We start from the raw sequence: 16,043 nt of genomic DNA, 5'->3' as shown, positions 1-16,043 counted from the left end.
GCGCGATACCGAGGCACACATTTCCAACAGTCCGGTACCGGTCAGGAGCAGCATTGAAGATTGATTTCGCGAAGTCCGAGCAATCGACCCTCGGCGTTGAGTGGGAGCTCGCCCTGGTCGACCGTTACAACGGCGACCTGGTCTCTGTGGCCAAAGAGGTACTCCGTGGCGTCAACGAGCGGCATCCCGAGCTGCAGGCCGATGATGAGCACCCCCACATCAAGCAGGAACTCCTCCTCAACACTGTGGAAATTGTGACGGGCATCTGCCATACAGTCGCTGAAGCCAAAGAAGACCTGAGCCGGTCGCTCGCCGCGGTACGCGAGGTCACGGACCCGATGGGCGTTGAGCTGTTCTCTGCCGGGTCCCATCCGTTCAGCGCACCGCGCTCCCAGCCGGTCACGGACAAGGACCGTTACTTCAAGCTGATCGACCGCACGCAGTGGTGGGGCCAGCAGATGGTGATTTACGGCGTCCATGTGCACGTGGGGCTGGATTCCCGGGATAAGGCGCTTCCGGTGGTCGACGGGCTCGTGAACTACTTTCCGCATTTCCAGGCGATTTCGGCGTCGTCGCCGTTCTGGGGAGGCGAAGATACCGGGTACGCGTCCCAGCGCGCGCTGATGTTCCAGCAGTTGCCCACCGCCGGCCTGCCGTTCCAGTTTCGAAGCTGGGCGGAGTATGAGTCCTATGTGCAGGACATGTTCACCACCGGTGTGATCGATACGGTGAGCGAGATCCGCTGGGACATTCGCCCGGTAGGAAACCTTGGAACCGTTGAAATGCGCGTGTGTGACGGGCTCTCGACGCTCGAGGACGTCGGCGCGGTGGCTGCGCTGACCCAGTGCCTCGTGGACGACTTCTCAACCACTCTCGACAACGGCGGCTCGATTCCCACCATGCCGCCATGGCATGTGCAGGAGAACAAGTGGCGCGCCGCCCGTTACGGGTTGGAAGCGATCATTATTCTGGATGCCGCCGGCAACGAGCGCCTGGTCACCGAGCATCTGATGGACGAGCTGAACCGGCTCGAGCCCGTCGCGGCGAAGCTTGGTTGCTCCCAGGAGCTCGCCGACGTTGAGAAGATCCTGCAGCGCGGCGCGGGATATCAGCGCCAGCGCCGCATCGCCGCCGAGAACAACGGTGACCTGAGCGCCGTCGTACTCGATATGGTGCGCCAGCTCCGCGCCTAACCGTCCCCGCGTTGTATTCGCAGGACACACCCCTTTTGCGCGTGCTTTCGGGGCCTGTCCTGCCGAATGAACGCGAGGTTGTGCGCGAAGTCAGGCGTTGACGGCCGGCTGCCAGCCGGCGTCGCGGCCCATCCGAGCCAGAAGCCTTGTTGCCCGATCCGCATCTGCCGGGGCGGGCAGCGCCGGCCGGCAAATCCCTTCCATGTAGAGGTTCTCGCCGAATCCCTCGAGCGACTTCTCGATGAGGTCAAGCTCGGATTCGTTGAACTTGGTGTCCCTGCCGGCACCCCGGGCAATATCCCAGCGATGCACCAGCAGATCGAACCCGTAGAAGGTCGCGAGCGTAGCGCCGACCGTCGTCGGCCCGAAAAACCCGTCGAATGACGTTTCCGCGAGCTCGGCGGTGTCGAGGACATGCTGAACTCGCGACGCATGAGTCTTCCACGCGCCCGCCGGGTCCTGCGACGTGTCCGGCCGGGAGCCCGTGTCAATGTCATGCTTGCCAAGGAAGTCCCGTTCGGTGTCAATCAGATGGTCCAAAACGTCACTGATGGCCCAGCCGGTACAAGGCGACGGGGCATTCCAGTCCTCAACCGTCTCGAGGATCTCGGTCAAACGGGCATTCTCAGTCCGAAACAGCTCCGAATAGGTAGTCATGGCACAACCGTAAACGGCAGGCCACCCGAGCGACAGCCCTTGAATTCGCAGGACACACCCCTTCTGCGCGTCCTTTGGGTGCGAGTCCTGACAAATGAACGCGACGGGTTAGAGGTGAACCGTACTCACCGGCATTGAGGAATCAGTACCGAAGCCGATCCCGCTGGGCTCGTCGCCGTCCATGATGATGCGCGCGGCAAGAGCCGCCACCATGGCCCCGTTGTCAGTACATAACGACGACGGCGGAATGGTGAGCGTGATACCCGCCGCTTCACAGCGTTCCCGGGTCAGCTGACGAAGCCGCGAGTTCGACGCCACTCCTCCGCCCAGCAGCAGCGACGTGATGCCGTTCTCGGTACAGGCCAGCACCGCCTTCGACGTGATGATATCCACCACGGCTTCCTGAAAGGACGCCGCGACGTCCGCAACCGGTACCTCGACACCGCGCGCCTCGCAGTCCTCAACGAACCGTGCGACGGCGGTCTTCAGTCCGCTGAACGACCAGTCGTACCGGTGCGGGCCGGGCTGCTCAGCGGTCCCCAGGTACTTCGGCTGACTCAGCCCGCGCGGAAACCGCACAGCAGCAGGATTGCCCTGCGCCGCGATCCGGTCAATCGCCGGACCGCCCGGATACCCGAGGCCGAGGATTCTTGCCACCTTGTCGTATGCCTCACCGGCGGCGTCGTCGATCGTGGAACCCAACAGCTCGACGTCGGAAGCCAGGTTACGCACGCGCAGTATCTCCGTGTGCCCGCCGGATACCAGCAGTGCCCCAAGGTTCTCGGGCAGTTTGCCGGAGTCGAGCAGCCCTACCCCGACGTGTGCCACCAGGTGGTTCACCGCGAAGAGAGGCTTTCCCGTTGCGACCGCCAGCGCCTTCGCCGCCGCCACGCCGACCATGAGCGCGCCGGACAGCCCGGGGCCAGAGGTGACGGCGAGCGCATCGACGTCGGCCAGCTGCACCCCGGCCTCGTCGAGCGCCTGCTGAAGCGTGGGCACCATCGCGTCAAGGTGTGCCCGGGAAGCGATCTCGGGAATGACACCGCCGAAGCGCACGTGCTCGTCCATGGAGGATGACACGGCGTTGGTCAGCAGGGTGGTTCCGCGCACGATTCCGACGCCGGTTTCGTCGCAGGAGGACTCGATCCCCAGCACCAGGGGTTCAGACCGGTTCATGATCACCTTTCGCTGCGCCGGAGGAGTCGAAGATCAGCCGCATGACGTGGGCATTCACACCATCGCGGTAATACCGTCGCCGAGTGTGGATGTGCTCGAAACCGAACAGCTCATACAGCCGGCGCGCCCGCGGGTTGTCCTCGCGGACTTCGAGCAGGGTTTCCGCTGCACCGCGCCGCCGCGCTTCCTTGAGCATGCTGGTCAGCATTGCCGTGCCGATTCCCCGGCCCTCATACTCCGGCAGCACACCGATGGTCTGGATGTCCGCCGTCCTACCGACTACCATGACGCCGCAGTAGCCACTGAGCTCCCCATCAACTTCGGCAATCAGGTACTGCCGCGTCTCGGTCTGCGCGAACTCGTCGAAGAACAGTTCCAGCGGCCAGGCATCAATCGGGAAAAGCTTCTGCTCCAGCAGGCCGACCGCGGGGATGTCCTGCAGCCGCATGGGCCGAAGAGTAAACGTCACAGCAGCGCCTTCTTCCGCGGACCCGGCACCTTGGCATCCGACTCCCGCAGGTACAGCGGAGTGGTCGGGCGCAGGGTCCCACCCCTGGCGAGGGTATGCTCCGCGACCAAAGCCAGCGCCGCGGCGTCGGGCGTGAGTTCGGTTGCAGCGGCTGAACCGGTCAGCCGCTCAGCATAGAGGCCGGCACCGCGGCCATACACCGGCAGGTCGGGAACATCTTCCGCCGGCCCCACATGCGGACCGTCCACGAGTACCGGCAACGGAGATTCCGTCCGGTAGCGCGCCCAGTACACTTCCTTGCGCCGGGCATCGGTGGCCACCGCGAACTCGCCCCCGGCGTGCCCGGCGTCAAGCGCCACCGCGTCCAGGCTCATCACTCCGTGCAGCGGCACGCTCCACACAAAGGACAGCATCCGCGCCGTCGCGATGCCGGCACGCAGCCCAGTGAACGGGCCGGGACCGACGCCCACCACGATCGCATCGAGTTCCGTTCCGCGCACTGCTGCGGCTGCCAACAATTGCTCGACGGCGGGAGCCAGCACTTCAGCGTGTGAGCGCGTGTCGGTTGAGGCGAACCGCTGGAGAACGACGCCGTTGCGCACCAGCCCAGCGCTGGCGGCGGCGGACGTGTCAAGGGACAGAATCAGCACGTTAGACCAGCGCTCCCAGCTGTTGGTCCACCCAGCGCGGACCGAAGGCTTCGATGCGCACCTGGCGCGGTTCGTCGTCGTCGTCATCGGTTGGTGCCGTCTGCGCCGCGGGCGAACCGGCAGCAGGCGAGGCGGCGGGACGCACCAGCGTGATGTGCAGCCAACTCTCAGCCAGGTGCTCCACCCGGCCGGATCCCCATTCCACGACTGTGACGGAACTGTCCAGCGTCGATTCAAGGTCGAGGTCGTCTATTTCTGCATCTGACTCGAGCCGGTAGGCATCGACGTGGACCAGCGCGGGCCCGTCGGCGCGCGAGGGATGGTTGCGGACCAGCACAAAGGTGGGTGAAATGATGCCTTCCCGCACGCCGAGCCCGCGCCCCAGTCCCTGCGTGAAGGTGGTTTTGCCCGCTCCGAGTTCTCCGGTGAGGATGAGAAGGTCACCGGCGGCGAGCCGGCTTCCAATGCTTGTGGCCGCGCCCTGCAACTCCTCGACGGACACTACGGAAAACTCCTGCGACCAGACGGGACCGGTCACCGGTCAGCCTCCGCTTCAATAGCCTCTGAATCGACATACCGGCGGGTCACGCGGGGGCTGATGCGGGTGACAATCTCGTAGTTGATTGAGCCGCTTGCCCGGGCCCAGTCATCGGCTGTGGGCGTGCCGCCGCCCGCTCCGAAGAGAACCGCCTCCTGGCCCAGTGGACTGTCCTCCGAGTCCGCGATACCGGTCTCCTCGAAGTCAATGACGAACTGGTCCATGGCGATCCTGCCCACTACCGGGTAGAACCGGCCGCCGACCGAGACAGGGGCACCGGTTGCTACTCGTGGCACGCCGTCGCCGTAGCCCACCGGCACGAGCCCCAACGTGGTTCGCTTGTCCGTGCGGTAGGCCAGTCCGTAGGAGACACCGTGGCCTTCCGGCACTTCCTTGCAATTGGCGATGGTGGTCCGGAAGCTCATGACCGGGCGGAGCCCGAGCTCCTCCGAGGACTGCCCGTCAAACGGCGAGAGCCCATAGATTCCAAGGCCCACCCGTACAAGGTCGAAATGCGCGTCCGGCCGGGAGAGCGTGCCGGGGGTATTGGCCAGGTGGCGTACCTCAAGGTCAACTCCTGCGTCCTCGGCGACTGCGACAGCCTCCCGGAAACGGTCAATCTGCTCGTCGGTTTCTTCGCGGTCGGGTTCATCCGCGACGGCGAGGTGGGAGAAGACTCCGACCACCCGCAGCAGCCCGTCCTCCTGGTGCTCCAGCGCCCGGCCCAGGAGTGCTTCCCACTGCTCCGGCGGGCAGCCGTTCCGGCCGAGGCCGGTATCGATCTTGAGGTGCACGCGCGCGGGACGCTCGATCCTGCGTGCTTCCGCGACGACGTGAGCCAGCTCCCAACCCGAAATGCCGAGGTCCACACCCAGCTCGATGGCAGCGGCGAAATCACTGGACTCAGTGTGCAGCCAGGCGAGGATCGGTGCTTCAATGCCGGCGCGGCGCAGTTCAACGGCTTCGGCAATGTGGGCAACGCCCAACCACGTTGCGCCCGCCTCCAGCGCCGCCATTGCCACCGGAACAGCGCCGTGTCCGTAGCCGTCCGCCTTCACTACGGCCATGACGCGTGCCGGGCTCGCTATCTCGGCGATGTGGCGAACGTTGTGCCGCAGCGCGGCGAGGTCAATGTCCACACGCCGTTCCGGTACTGGTCCTGCTGAAAAACTCACAGGTCCATTCTGTCAGTTCCGGGCGGACCGCCGGGAATCCGGCTGCACCGCGCGCTGTTCACCCTTGCGTTCAACTTTCAGGGCGCGACAGGATGGACCATGACCTTTCACCGGAAACGGCAATAGTCACCGGGTCTGATTCCGGCATCGGACGCGCTACCGCGGTAGCACTCGCAGAAGCGGGGTGTGACGAGCGTTCACCAGGAACAGCCCCGGGTGGGAGCAGCAGCCTATGACGCCTCGAAGCACGGATTGGGAGGCCTACGACGCAGCTACGTCACCGGCGCATCGTGGGCTGTGGACGGCGGGATGCTACAGATGGGGCCACAGGCGGGATCGCATATCACCAGTGACGACTGGCGAACGGTCTAATTGGAAGCCCCCTTACGCGTCCGATTGCGTCGCAATGGTGGCGCTCGCGCGCCGCACCGCTGACGGAGGAACGTTCGACACGATGTCCTCCAGGAAGGCGTAGCGCCGCAGCCACTGCTTCCGCACGCCGTCGCGCTCGGCACTCACCCGCCGCCACCAGTCGGCGATGTCTCCCCAACCGGGTGCTGCGAGGGAACCGCCCACCTCCTGAACCGACAGCGAAGCGCACAGGTTGGCGAACGCCAGCCGGTCCGCAAGCGGCCACCCCGCCAGATCACCCATCACGAAAGCCGCGCCGAAACAGTCACCGGCGCCCGTGGGATCGTAGGCATTCACCGGCAGCGCGGGCACCCATTCCTCCTCCCCTGTCAGCGAGTCGACGGCGATGGCACCCTGCTGCCCAACCGTCACTACTGCCACCGGTACCCGATCGGCGAGCGCATACAGGGCCGCCCACGGGTCGCTGGTCCGGGTGTAGGCCATGGCCTCGGACTCGTTGGGCAGGAAAGCGTGGAAAAACTGCAGCGAATCGAGCGCCTCCGAAGACCAGGTTCCGCTTGGGTCCCAACCGACGTCGCCGAAGAGCCGCATGCCTTGGGCGTGTGCTGCCGGCACCCAAGGTTCCACCTCCGGACCGACCTCAGCAATGGCCGCCCGGCAGCGCGGCAGGTCCGCGACCAGTGCGGAGGCCGAGAGCGGCGAGGGGTGCCCGTGCGTCACCATCGACCTGTCCCTGTTGACCGAGAGCGAGACCGTCACCGGCGAATGCCATTGCTCAAAAATGCGTGACCGGGACAGGTCAACGTGTTCCTGCCCCTCGAGGATGCTGCGGTTGAAGGCGCCGTAGCCGTCGTCGCCGAATGCGGCCGCCAGGGTGGTGCGCAGGCCCAATCGGCTTGCCGCGATCGCCTGGTTCGCCACCCCACCCGGGCACGAGCCCATCCCCTCGGCCCAGGCTTCAGTTCCGGGCGTGGGCAGCGCTTCGAGGCCGGTGAAGATAATGTCGAAGAACACCGAGCCGGTCAGCAGGAGGTCGAATTCCGGATCGTTCCCGGTCCGTGCGGAGGCGAGCGGATCGAAGCGGTTCAGTGCGGCCATGTAGGGCACACTACTCTGCGGTCAGGCGAGAGGAAGGATCACCACAGTGCACGCAATCAGACTGGCAGTCATCGGCGGCGGCGGGTTTCGCGTGCCCCTCATCTACCGTGCGCTCTGCTCGGGAGCCTTTGCCGGATTGGTCCACGAAGTCCGCCTGTACGACGCCGATCCCTCCCGCGCAGCGGCCGTCGCCCGTGTGGCACACGACATGCCCCTGCCGGACGGCGCGCAGCCACCCCGTCTGACCGTGAATGACCGGTTGGAGGACGCGCTGTCAGGTGCCGACGTCGTCTTCGTTGCCATCCGTCCCGACGGTGCCTCCGGGCGCGTGCTGGACGAGCGGGTGGCGATCGCCGAAGGGCTGTTGGGGCAGGAAACGGTGGGTGCCGGCGGTCTGTCCTATGCGCTGCGATCGGTTCCGGAAATGCTCTCGGTAGCCGAAGCGATCGTCGCGGTCTGCCCGGATGCGTGGGTCATTAACTTCACCAATCCTGCCGGAATCATCACCGAGGCTCTGCAGCCGCTCCTCCTCGAGCGCGTCATCGGGATCTGTGACTCCGCGTCCGGGCTGGTGCGTAGGGCGTCTCTTGCGGCCGGCGTGCCGTTGCCGCCCGGTGTCCTGACCGGCGTCGACTACGTGGGTCTGAACCATTTGGGATGGTTGCGGAGATTAGATTACGACGGCGATGACCTCCTGCCCGCTCTGCTCGCCGATTCTTCCCGGCTGGCTTCATTCGAGGAAGGCCGGGTGTTCGGTCCGCAGTTCCTGCACATGCTCGGTGCGCTCCCGAACGAGTATCTCTTCTACTACTACTTCCACGCGGAGGCCCGGCGGTCCGTAGCAGCCGCTGTCGAAACGCGGGGCGAATCGCTGGTTCGGCAGCAGGAGGGTCTGTACCCGGAGCTGCGCGTGACCGATACGCCGTTCGCCGTCTGGGAAGCAGCCCGGCGTTTCCGCGAAGCGGGGTATCTCGCCGAAGCCCGTACGGAGGAGGAATCTCGCGATGAATCGGACCTGGCGGGCGGTGGATACGAGCAGGTCGCGCTGACGGTAATGCGTGCACTGGTGCGGGACGAGCCTGCTGAGCTCATCCTCAACATCCGGAACGGGCACGCGATCTCCCAACTGCCCGCCGGTGCCGTGGTGGAGATCCCGGCCAGCGTCACCGGCCGCGGCGTCGAGGCTCTGCCGGTGGGCACGCCGACGCCGCACCAGATCGGCCTCATGGCGCAGGTCAAAGGGGTCGAGCAGGACGTGATCGCCGCCGTCGTGCAGGGGGACCGCTCACTGGCGCTGCGCGCCTTCACACTGCATCCGTTGATCGACTCCGCGCATACCGCGCAGCGGCTACTTAGAGGGTACGAGAAGGCATTCCCGGGGTTGCGGGATCTCTGGCGGTAATTTTGCGCCCGTGGGCAACAACGGATGATGTTGGCTCTGCCCGCAGAGTCCTCAATGGTTTGCGGCACCGTGGATCGGCGTCGGTGCATTTCAAGGGTGAGAAGGACGCTGTACGCAGTGCGTTCCTAGACGGCGCTGCCACCACCGGTGTGCAGACAGTGCTCTATGTAGTGAAAGGACAACCCGATAAGGTCGCCCGTCGGGCATGCCTGGAAGCGCTCGTCGATGATCTATGCGCCTCGAACGCGGGACGCCTGGTCATTGAACAGGATGATTCGTTAGCCCGGGCTGACCGCCGGCTCATTTCCACCCGGTTGCGTAAACACGGAGTCACCGACCTGGCGTACGTGCATCTGAAGCGCACGAGGAACCATTGCTATGGGTCAGCGATGCAGTGGCTTCGTGCTACCAGAAGGGCGGGCCGTGGATCGCCCGGGCAGCTCCGCTCGTCGCAGAGGTGCGCACGCTTTAAAGGCGCGAGCCTGGCTCGTCGTACCATCCGGAAGACTGCCAGGCTAACTTCTCAGGGCTACTGCCCCTCGCGCTCACTGCTCTACCGCGCCGCAGGTGCGGGAATCAGCCGGGAAAGACGTCCCGCCGCGCCTCGCCTCATCGGTGTGGCTTACGCCTCGAGCGCCTTGGCCCACAGGTTGATGTCCGACTCCACGGCGAACTCGTCGATCGCGTGCAGCTCACTCTCGCTGAAGTCGAGGTTGTTGACGGCGCCCACGCTGTCCTCGAGCTGCTTCACACTCGACGCGCCGATCAGCGCCGAGGTGATGGCCGAACCCTTACCCTGCGGGCGCAGAATCCAGGCGATGGCCATCTGGGCCAGCGTCTGCCCACGGGACTCCGCAATGCCGTTCAGTCCGCGGACCCGCCGCAGGTTTTCCTCGGACAGGTGATCCTCGGACAGCGACTTGTTCGACGCCGCACGGGACCCCTCAGGCACTCCGTTGAGGTACTTGCTGGTCAGCAGGCCCTGCGCCAGCGGGGAGAACGCGATCGAACCGGCGCCAACCTGCTCAAGGACCTCGGGCAGGTTTGGCTCGCCGTTCTCCACCCAGCGGTTCAGCATCGAGTAGGAGGGCTGGTGGATCAGCAGTGGAGTGCCGAGATCGGCCAGGATCGCCGCTGCCTCCGCGGTCTTCTCAGGGCTATACGAAGAGATACCGGCGTAGAGTGCCCGTCCCGAGCGGACCGCTGTGTCGAGTGCACCCATGGTTTCCTCGAGCGGAGTTTCCGGGTCCGGCCTGTGGCTGTAGAAGATGTCGACGTAGTCCAGCCCCGTCCGGTTCAGGGACTGGTCGAGGCTGGCGAGCAGGTACTTCCGTGAACCGAAGTTACCGTACGGGCCTGGCCACATGTCGTAGCCGGCCTTGCTTGAAATCACGAGCTCATCCCGGAACGGCCGGAAGTCATCCTTGAGGTGCCTGCCGAAGTTGGTCTCCGCCGAGCCATAGGGAGGACCGTAATTGTTTGCAAGGTCGAAGTGGTTGACGCCGAGGTCAAACGCCCGCCGCAGGATGTTCCGCTGCACATCAAACGGCTTGTCATCACCGAAGTTGTGCCAGAGCCCCAGCGAAACGGCCGGCAGGTGCAGCCCGCTGCGTCCCACTCGTCGGTACGGCATGGTGTCATAGCGGTTGTCCGCGGGGTGAAAGGTCATGAATTCATCCTAGGTCGCTAGTGGGCCCGGCCTCGAACCACTGATCCGGCAGGAGCGCACGCAACCGCGACACCGCGGTGTGCACCGGCGCTGCCCCCGCCACAAATCCGTCCGGACGCACGAGGTAACACTGCCCCTCCTGAAGCCCCTTGCCGGCCGCCTCGGGGAATGAGTGAACCGGCACTTTCAAACCATGCCCGACGGCGGCAGCCACTTCCGAATCCACCTCACCGTAGGTGTGGACCTGCCAGGCCGCTGAGCGCAGCACCTCGAAATTCGACCCGGTCCACGGCAATCTCCGGCCGATCACCCGTCCGCGGCGTCCAGGCGAGGAACTGTCCATCCAGTAGTGGATGCGGATCTGGGACAGGTAACCGAAGAGCCTGGGCGCGATGGGCAAGCGCGGAAGAAGCCGGATGGCCACGGGGGCGATGAGCCGCGGAGCAATCCGCCGGATGGTGCGGGCCACCCGGTGGTCCGACGTCACCAGGCCGAACACCCGGTCGGTGCTGTTGACCAGGCGAAGCGCCACCGGTCGCCGCTCGGCCTCGTACCGATCGAGCAGGGACTCCGACGCTCGGCCCTGAATCACGTCCGCCAGCTTGAACGCCAGGTTGTGCGCATCCTGCAGCCCGGTGTTCATTCCCTGCGCGCCAACTGGTGAATGGACATGCCCGGCATCCCCTGCAAGGAAGAGCGGACCTTCCCGGAAGCGGGCTGCGACGCGATGGTGGATGCGGTATGTGGAGAACCAGAGCGACTCCCGGTAGGACACTCCGAACACCCTTTCCAACCGCTGACGCGCCAGCGACTCGGGAACATCCTCACCGCCGGCAGTCCGCAACACCCCAAGCAGCCGGTGATGGCCGCCGGGACCCATGGGGAAACCCAGCAGGAACTCCTCGGCGCCGAAGCGCAGGTTCACGCTGTCCTCCGCGACGCCGGAGACTCCGTTGACGTCCGCTACGTAGAACGTGTGCTCGTTGGTCTGACCCTCAAAGGGGATCCCTGCCAGCTTCCGGACCGCCGAAGATCCGCCGTCCGCTCCGACACAGAACCGCGCGCGGATGCGGAGGAGACCCGCCGGCCCGCTGCATTCAGCGGTGACGCCGCCACCCGCCGTTGTGCCGTCCATCGTCAGGCCGACGAGCGCGTGCTGCCATTGAACGGATCCGCCCAGCTCCGTCAGGCGGTCAAGCAGGATGCGCTCATTCCTGCTCTGCTCCAGGATGTGGAGTCCCGGATAGGGTGTCAGCCCGCCGCCGAACCTGCCGATCGGCACGGCGCCGAAGGAACGGTTCTCATAACCAGGACGAATCTTGACCGCCGAATACCCCTCGGCAAGCACACGGTCCACCACACCCAACTGGTCATAGATTTCCATGCTCCGCGAATGAACGCCGAGCGCCCTGGATTCCCGGGTGGGCCCGTCCTTGCCGTCAACGAGTACGGCAGGGACGCCGAGCCTGGCCAGCCACGCAGCGAGCATCAGGCCGGTGGGTCCGGCTCCGACCACAAGCACCTCCGTGCTGAGCTCGCGCATGGTGGCCTTGCCTTTCCTAGACCTTCACGATCGCTGTTCCGTGCGCCGGAAGCGAGACGGTGCCGTCCCCAATCGATTCCCCGGGTTCGGTGCTGAGCAGCACCTTCTTCGCGGCCACCGGAATCTGCCGCTCGCGGTCCGCGAAGTTCACGACGACGGCGGTACCTCCCCGGTGGAGCACCAGCCAGCGCTGGTCCTCGTCGAAGCTGACCTTCACTGACGTGAAGTCAGGATTGTGCAGGTCCTTGTTCTTCCGGCGCAGCGCGATCAGTTCCCGGTAGATGTTCAGGAGGCGTGCCTGTTCCGGCCGCTCCTGCTCTGTCCAGTTGAGCTTCGCGGAGACAAACGTTTCCGGATCCTGGGGATTCGGCACGGTGTCCGGGTCCCAGCCCATCTTCTCGAACTCCCTCAGGCGTCCCTCCGCCGTCGCCTTTCCAAGCTCCGGCTCCGGGTGAGAGGTGAAGAACGGCCACGGCGTGAGCGCGCCGTACTCCTCTCCCATGAACAGCATCGGGGTGAACGGCCCGGCGATGTTCAGTACTGCCGCCTGCGCCAGCTGTGCCGTGTTGAGCGAGGCGCTGATCCGGTCACCTGCCGCACGGTTGCCGATCTGGTCGTGGTTCTGGGTACAGACCACGAGCTGGTGCAGGCTGTGCCTGGCGGGGTCGATGGGACGTCCATGCGAACGCTCGCGGAAGGATGACCAGGTTCCGTTGTGGAAGAAGCCTTCCGTGTAAACCTTCGCCAGCGCACCGATCGAGTCGAAGTCCTCGTAATAGCCCACTGTCTCGCCCGTGACGTTGACGTGGGCCGCGTGGTGGAAGTCATCGCTCCACTGGCCGGCCAGACCGTAGCCGCCGACGCCGCGCGGTGCGATGAGCCGCGCATTGTTGAGGTCCGACTCCGCCACCAGGAACAACGGCTTACCGAGCTCCGCGGCGCACCGGTCGGTTTCCACCGCAAATTCCTCGAGGATGTGGATGGCGCGCTCGTCATGCAGCGCATGCACGGCATCGAGACGCAGCCCGTCGACGTGATAGTCGCGGAACCACATCAGCAGGTTCTCGACTACATACCGGCGGACCTCATCGGACAGTGGGCCGTCCAGGTTCAGGGAATCGCCCCACGTGTTGGACTTGCCCTCGGTCAGGTAGGGAGCGAACAGGCCCAGGTAGTTGCCGCTGGGGCCGAGGTGGTTGTACACAACGTCCTGGATGACGCCGAGCCCGCGTTGGTGCGCGGCGTCGACAAACCGTTGGTAAGCCTCAGGCCCGCCATAGGTTTCCTGCACCGCGTACCAGAGCACGCCGTCGTAACCCCAGTTATGCGTGCCGTTGAAGGCATTGACGGGCAGCAACTCGACGTACTGCACGCCGAGGCCCGCCAGGTAGTCGAGTTTCCCGATGGCAGCGTCCAGTGTGCCTTCGGGGGTGAACGTCCCAATGTGCATCTCGTAGATGACACTCCCGTCCAACCCGGGTGAGACCCAGCCGCTGTCGCCCCAGGAGTAGGCACCGGCGTCGAACGTTCGGGAGAGCTTGTGCACTCCCTCCGGCTGCCTGCGGGACCGGGGATCCGGCACCGGCTGATCCGCGCCGTCGATCAGGTATCCGTAGTCCACCTCACCGCTGGCCGGAGCTTCCGGGGCCTCCCACCAGCTGCCCTCGCGGAAAACCATGGGGTAGTTGGTTCCGTTTGCCACCAGGGTTACGGTCTGCGCCTTCGGCGCCCAGACATCAAACCTTGAGCGTGCTGCGATCGTTGGATTCACTGAGCTTCCTCCTTCACGAGAAGTGCCACTGGGTAGGTCTCAAACAGCCGTGCGGCGGGAACCGGCCCACCCTCGAAACCGGTGCCGGTAATTGCGCAGCTGTAGGTACCTTCGGGGAGTACGACGGCGGTGTCCCGCCACCCGCCGTCCCGCTCCAGTCCCAGCGGAAGACGTGTAACGGCCGTGACGGCGCCCCCGCGATCGAAGGAGAAGGCGTGCTCGGCAGCAGATCCGGTGGACAGCACCGAACGGTAACCGGAGAACAGTTCCGGCCGGTCCCGGCGCAACCGCAGGGCACGCGAGACGACGAGGAGCTTGGCCATACCGCCGTCGTCAATTTGCGGGAGCGCACCGAACGCGAGGTCCACGAGCCCCTGCTTGCGGGCCGCAAAGTCCACCGGACGCCGGTTGTCCGGGTCCACCAGGGAGGTCTCCCACAGTTCGGAGCCCTGGTAGACGTCCGGGACGCCCGGCATGGTGAGCTGCACGAGCTTGGCGCCCAGCGAGTTCGACCACCCCGGCGCAGCCGTCTTCCCCACCAGCGACGTGATGAGGCCGTTCACCTCAGGGCGGTCGAAGGCTGCGTCGACGGCGTCGTGCATTTTCTCCTCGAACGCGGCATTGGGCGCCGTCCAGTGGGTGCTGGCATCGGCTTCGCGCGAGGCCTTCTCGACGTAGGCGTGGGCCCGCTCACGGCTCAGCGGCCAGGCTCCGATCAGGGCCTGCCACATCAGGGATGCGAAGGCTGTGTCACCGATCGGTGCCAGCCGGTTGAGCTGGTCGAGGGCCTCAGTCCACTCCCCTGCCAGCTCGGAAAGCACCGTGATGCGGGCCCGGGTGTCCTCACCGCGTTTGGTGTCATGTGTGCTGAGCGAGTTCATGGTCAGTGGGGAGAACTCCTGGCGCTCTAGCAGCGCGCGGTGCACCTCGTGAGTGTCCAGCGAGAAGATTGACGGATCTGCGCCAACCTCATTGAGCGAGGTCAGCCGGTTGAACCGGTAGAACGCGGTGTCTTCCACACCCTTGGCCATCACCATGCCCGAGGTCTGCTGGAACCGGACCGCCAGCTCCGTCAGTTCAGCGTCCGGGTTTGAGCGGTAGGGGTTCAGCAGGGGATGCAGGGCGTCGATGACAGACGCGAGATCCGGACGGCGGACCTTTGCATCCAGTACTGCGTCGGCGAGGTGGTCGGCGCCATCGGGCAGGTAGCTGCGGTACACCGGGAAGCAGGTGAGCAGTTCGGCAATCGCATCTGCGGCCTGCTCCGGCTCAAGGTTCGCTGAAGCCGGCACAAGGCGGGCAAGCCTGAGCACCTCGGAACGCAGGATCCCGTCGGTGATGCCGCGCTTGGTCCCGTGGATCATGTGCACAAAGCGCTCGGTGGGCACGGCTGCGTCCAGTGCAGGTTGCCCCTCGGGGTCGACGAAGAGCCGGTCCACCACCGCCAGTCCGTCATAACCGGTGGTTCCCTCGCAGGCCCAGCGTTCCGGCAGCTCCTCGCCCGGCTCCAGGATCTTCTCGACGAGAGTGTACGCGCCGCCCGAGAGCTCCCGCAGCCTCTGGAGGTAACCCGCAGGATCCGCGAGGCCGTCCGGGTGGTCGATCCGAACTCCATCCACGAGGGACTCCGCGAACCAGCGGCCTACTTCTGAATGCGCTTCATCAAAAACCCAAGGCACCTCCACCCGGACTCCGGCAAGGGTGTTTACGCCGAAGAACCGGCGATAGTTCAGCTCGCTGTCCGCACGACGCCAGTTCACCAGCTCATAGTACTGCCGTGCGTGGACCTGGGCACCGGTGTCACCGGGCTGCGCTGTCCCCTCGGCGATGGGGAACCGGTTTTCGTAGTAGTGCAGCTCCCCGTCGACCACCTTGAGCTGATCTTCCTCGGTGCCGCTGTCTCCGAGCACCGGCACCCGGATCCGGCCGCCGCCAGCGTCCCAGTCAACGTCGAACGCCTCGGCGTAGCGGGACTCCTTTCCCTTGGCCAGGAGGTCCCACCACCACGCGTTCTGCGCCGGGGTGGCAACGCCCACGTGGTTGGGCACGATGTCCACGAGGACACCGAGCCCAGCCTCGTGCGCCGTCCGGCACAGTGCGTCGAACGCTTCCGTGCCTCCCCGTTCCGGGTCCACCGAGGTGGGATCGGTGACGTCGTACCCGTGGTCGGATCCCTGTTCCGCCGTGAGGACGGGTGAAAGATACACCCAGTCCACCCCGAGGTCTACAAGATAGGGCACGGTCTCCGCTGCGGCGGTCAGATCGAAGCTGGATCGAATCTGCAGCCGATAGGTGGACTTGGGTGTCAGCACGAATGCCTCCTCGGAGGT

General features: G+C 65.4%; 13 protein-coding genes and 1 pseudogene. 3 read left to right on the top strand and 11 right to left on the bottom strand.

Translation table 11 applies throughout. From position 1 onward, the window contains the following. The first annotated feature begins 53 nt into the window (after positions 1 to 53). On the top strand, positions 54 to 1,193 hold the full coding sequence (locus ASH00_RS01755) for a glutamate--cysteine ligase (RefSeq protein WP_056544170.1): 1,140 nt from the start codon (positions 54 to 56) through the stop codon (positions 1,191 to 1,193). A gap of 90 nt (positions 1,194 to 1,283) precedes the next feature. Here the strand turns inward: ASH00_RS01755 and ASH00_RS01750 are convergent, their stop codons facing one another. The 6 genes from ASH00_RS01750 to alr all read right to left on the bottom strand — a co-directional run bounded on the left by ASH00_RS01750 (position 1,284) and on the right by alr (position 5,858). Then, positions 1,284 to 1,850: a maleylpyruvate isomerase family mycothiol-dependent enzyme gene (locus ASH00_RS01750; RefSeq protein ID WP_056544168.1), complete on the bottom strand. Its 567-nt coding sequence runs from the start codon at positions 1,848 to 1,850 to the stop codon at positions 1,284 to 1,286. 108 nt (positions 1,851 to 1,958) lie between these two features. After that, positions 1,959 to 3,026, bottom strand: coding sequence for a tRNA (adenosine(37)-N6)-threonylcarbamoyltransferase complex transferase subunit TsaD (tsaD, locus tag ASH00_RS01745; protein WP_056544165.1), 1,068 nt, complete (start codon positions 3,024 to 3,026; stop codon positions 1,959 to 1,961). Further along, positions 3,013 to 3,495, bottom strand: coding sequence for a ribosomal protein S18-alanine N-acetyltransferase (rimI, locus tag ASH00_RS01740; RefSeq protein WP_442854331.1), 483 nt, complete (start codon positions 3,493 to 3,495; stop codon positions 3,013 to 3,015). The genes tsaD and rimI overlap by 14 nt, the downstream gene beginning before the upstream one ends. After that, the gene (gene tsaB, locus ASH00_RS01735; RefSeq protein WP_056544159.1) at positions 3,492 to 4,145 is read right to left on the bottom strand and encodes a tRNA (adenosine(37)-N6)-threonylcarbamoyltransferase complex dimerization subunit type 1 TsaB; all 654 of its coding nucleotides are present in this window, start codon (positions 4,143 to 4,145) and stop codon (positions 3,492 to 3,494) included. The genes rimI and tsaB overlap by 4 nt, the downstream gene beginning before the upstream one ends. Before the next feature lies 1 nt (position 4,146). Further along, a complete protein-coding gene (gene tsaE / locus ASH00_RS01730) occupies positions 4,147 to 4,683 on the bottom strand; it encodes a tRNA (adenosine(37)-N6)-threonylcarbamoyltransferase complex ATPase subunit type 1 TsaE (RefSeq protein WP_056544155.1) in 537 nt (178 codons plus the stop codon). Next, positions 4,680 to 5,858 (bottom strand): alanine racemase, encoded by a 1,179-nt coding sequence (gene alr / locus ASH00_RS01725; RefSeq protein ID WP_056544152.1) that lies wholly within the window; start codon positions 5,856 to 5,858, stop codon positions 4,680 to 4,682. The genes tsaE and alr overlap by 4 nt, the downstream gene beginning before the upstream one ends. A 186-nt stretch (positions 5,859 to 6,044) precedes the next feature. Between alr and ASH00_RS16275 the strand changes: the two are divergent. Then, a pseudogene (locus ASH00_RS16275) lies at positions 6,045 to 6,230 on the top strand (hypothetical protein); the annotation flags it as partial. Positions 6,231 to 6,242: 12 nt separating this feature from the next. On the opposite strand, the gene ASH00_RS01720 reads toward ASH00_RS16275, so the two are convergent. Then, positions 6,243 to 7,328, bottom strand: coding sequence for a PfkB family carbohydrate kinase (locus ASH00_RS01720; protein ID WP_056544148.1), 1,086 nt, complete (start codon positions 7,326 to 7,328; stop codon positions 6,243 to 6,245). A gap of 55 nt (positions 7,329 to 7,383) precedes the next feature. Between ASH00_RS01720 and ASH00_RS01715 the strand changes: the two genes are divergently transcribed. Next, complete coding sequence (locus ASH00_RS01715) at positions 7,384 to 8,730, top strand: family 4 glycosyl hydrolase (protein WP_056546475.1); 1,347 nt, start codon at positions 7,384 to 7,386, stop codon at positions 8,728 to 8,730. A gap of 622 nt (positions 8,731 to 9,352) precedes the next feature. Here ASH00_RS01715 and mgrA read toward each other — a convergent pair. From mgrA to treY, 4 genes are read right to left on the bottom strand one after another with little or no spacing between them, the layout of a single operon-like run. Then, positions 9,353 to 10,399 carry an L-glyceraldehyde 3-phosphate reductase gene (gene mgrA / locus ASH00_RS01710; RefSeq protein WP_056544144.1) on the bottom strand — a complete coding sequence of 349 codons (1,047 nt, stop codon included), beginning with the start codon at positions 10,397 to 10,399 and terminating at the stop codon, positions 9,353 to 9,355. A gap of 4 nt (positions 10,400 to 10,403) precedes the next feature. Beyond that, on the bottom strand, positions 10,404 to 11,942 hold the full coding sequence (locus tag ASH00_RS01705; RefSeq protein ID WP_082565828.1) for an FAD-dependent monooxygenase: 1,539 nt from the start codon (positions 11,940 to 11,942) through the stop codon (positions 10,404 to 10,406). A gap of 16 nt (positions 11,943 to 11,958) precedes the next feature. Then, on the bottom strand, positions 11,959 to 13,713 hold the full coding sequence (gene treZ / locus ASH00_RS01700; RefSeq protein WP_056544141.1) for a malto-oligosyltrehalose trehalohydrolase: 1,755 nt from the start codon (positions 13,711 to 13,713) through the stop codon (positions 11,959 to 11,961). Beyond that, the gene (treY, locus tag ASH00_RS01695; protein ID WP_056544138.1) at positions 13,710 to 16,025 is read right to left on the bottom strand and encodes a malto-oligosyltrehalose synthase; all 2,316 of its coding nucleotides are present in this window, start codon (positions 16,023 to 16,025) and stop codon (positions 13,710 to 13,712) included. The genes treZ and treY overlap by 4 nt, the downstream gene beginning before the upstream one ends. Positions 16,026 to 16,043: the final 18 nt, after the last annotated feature.

This window comes from Arthrobacter sp. Soil782 (genome assembly GCF_001428435.1).
Lineage (GTDB): Bacteria > Actinomycetota > Actinomycetes > Actinomycetales > Micrococcaceae > Arthrobacter_D > Arthrobacter_D parietis.
This window is presented reverse-complemented; position numbering and strand designations above follow the sequence as displayed.

Excerpts from the sequence above, each read along its gene's own strand:
- ASH00_RS01750 (WP_056544168.1), bottom strand. The coding sequence starts at position 1,850 with ATGACTACCTATTCGGAGCTGTTTCGGACTGAGAATGCCCGTTTGACC.
- tsaD (WP_056544165.1), bottom strand. The coding sequence starts at position 3,026 with ATGAACCGGTCTGAACCCCTGGTGCTGGGGATCGAGTCCTCCTGCGAC.
- ASH00_RS01720 (WP_056544148.1), bottom strand. The coding sequence starts at position 7,328 with ATGGCCGCACTGAACCGCTTCGATCCGCTCGCCTCCGCACGGACCGGG.
- mgrA (WP_056544144.1), bottom strand. The coding sequence starts at position 10,399 with ATGACCTTTCACCCCGCGGACAACCGCTATGACACCATGCCGTACCGA.
- ASH00_RS01705 (WP_082565828.1), bottom strand. The coding sequence starts at position 11,942 with ATGCGCGAGCTCAGCACGGAGGTGCTTGTGGTCGGAGCCGGACCCACC.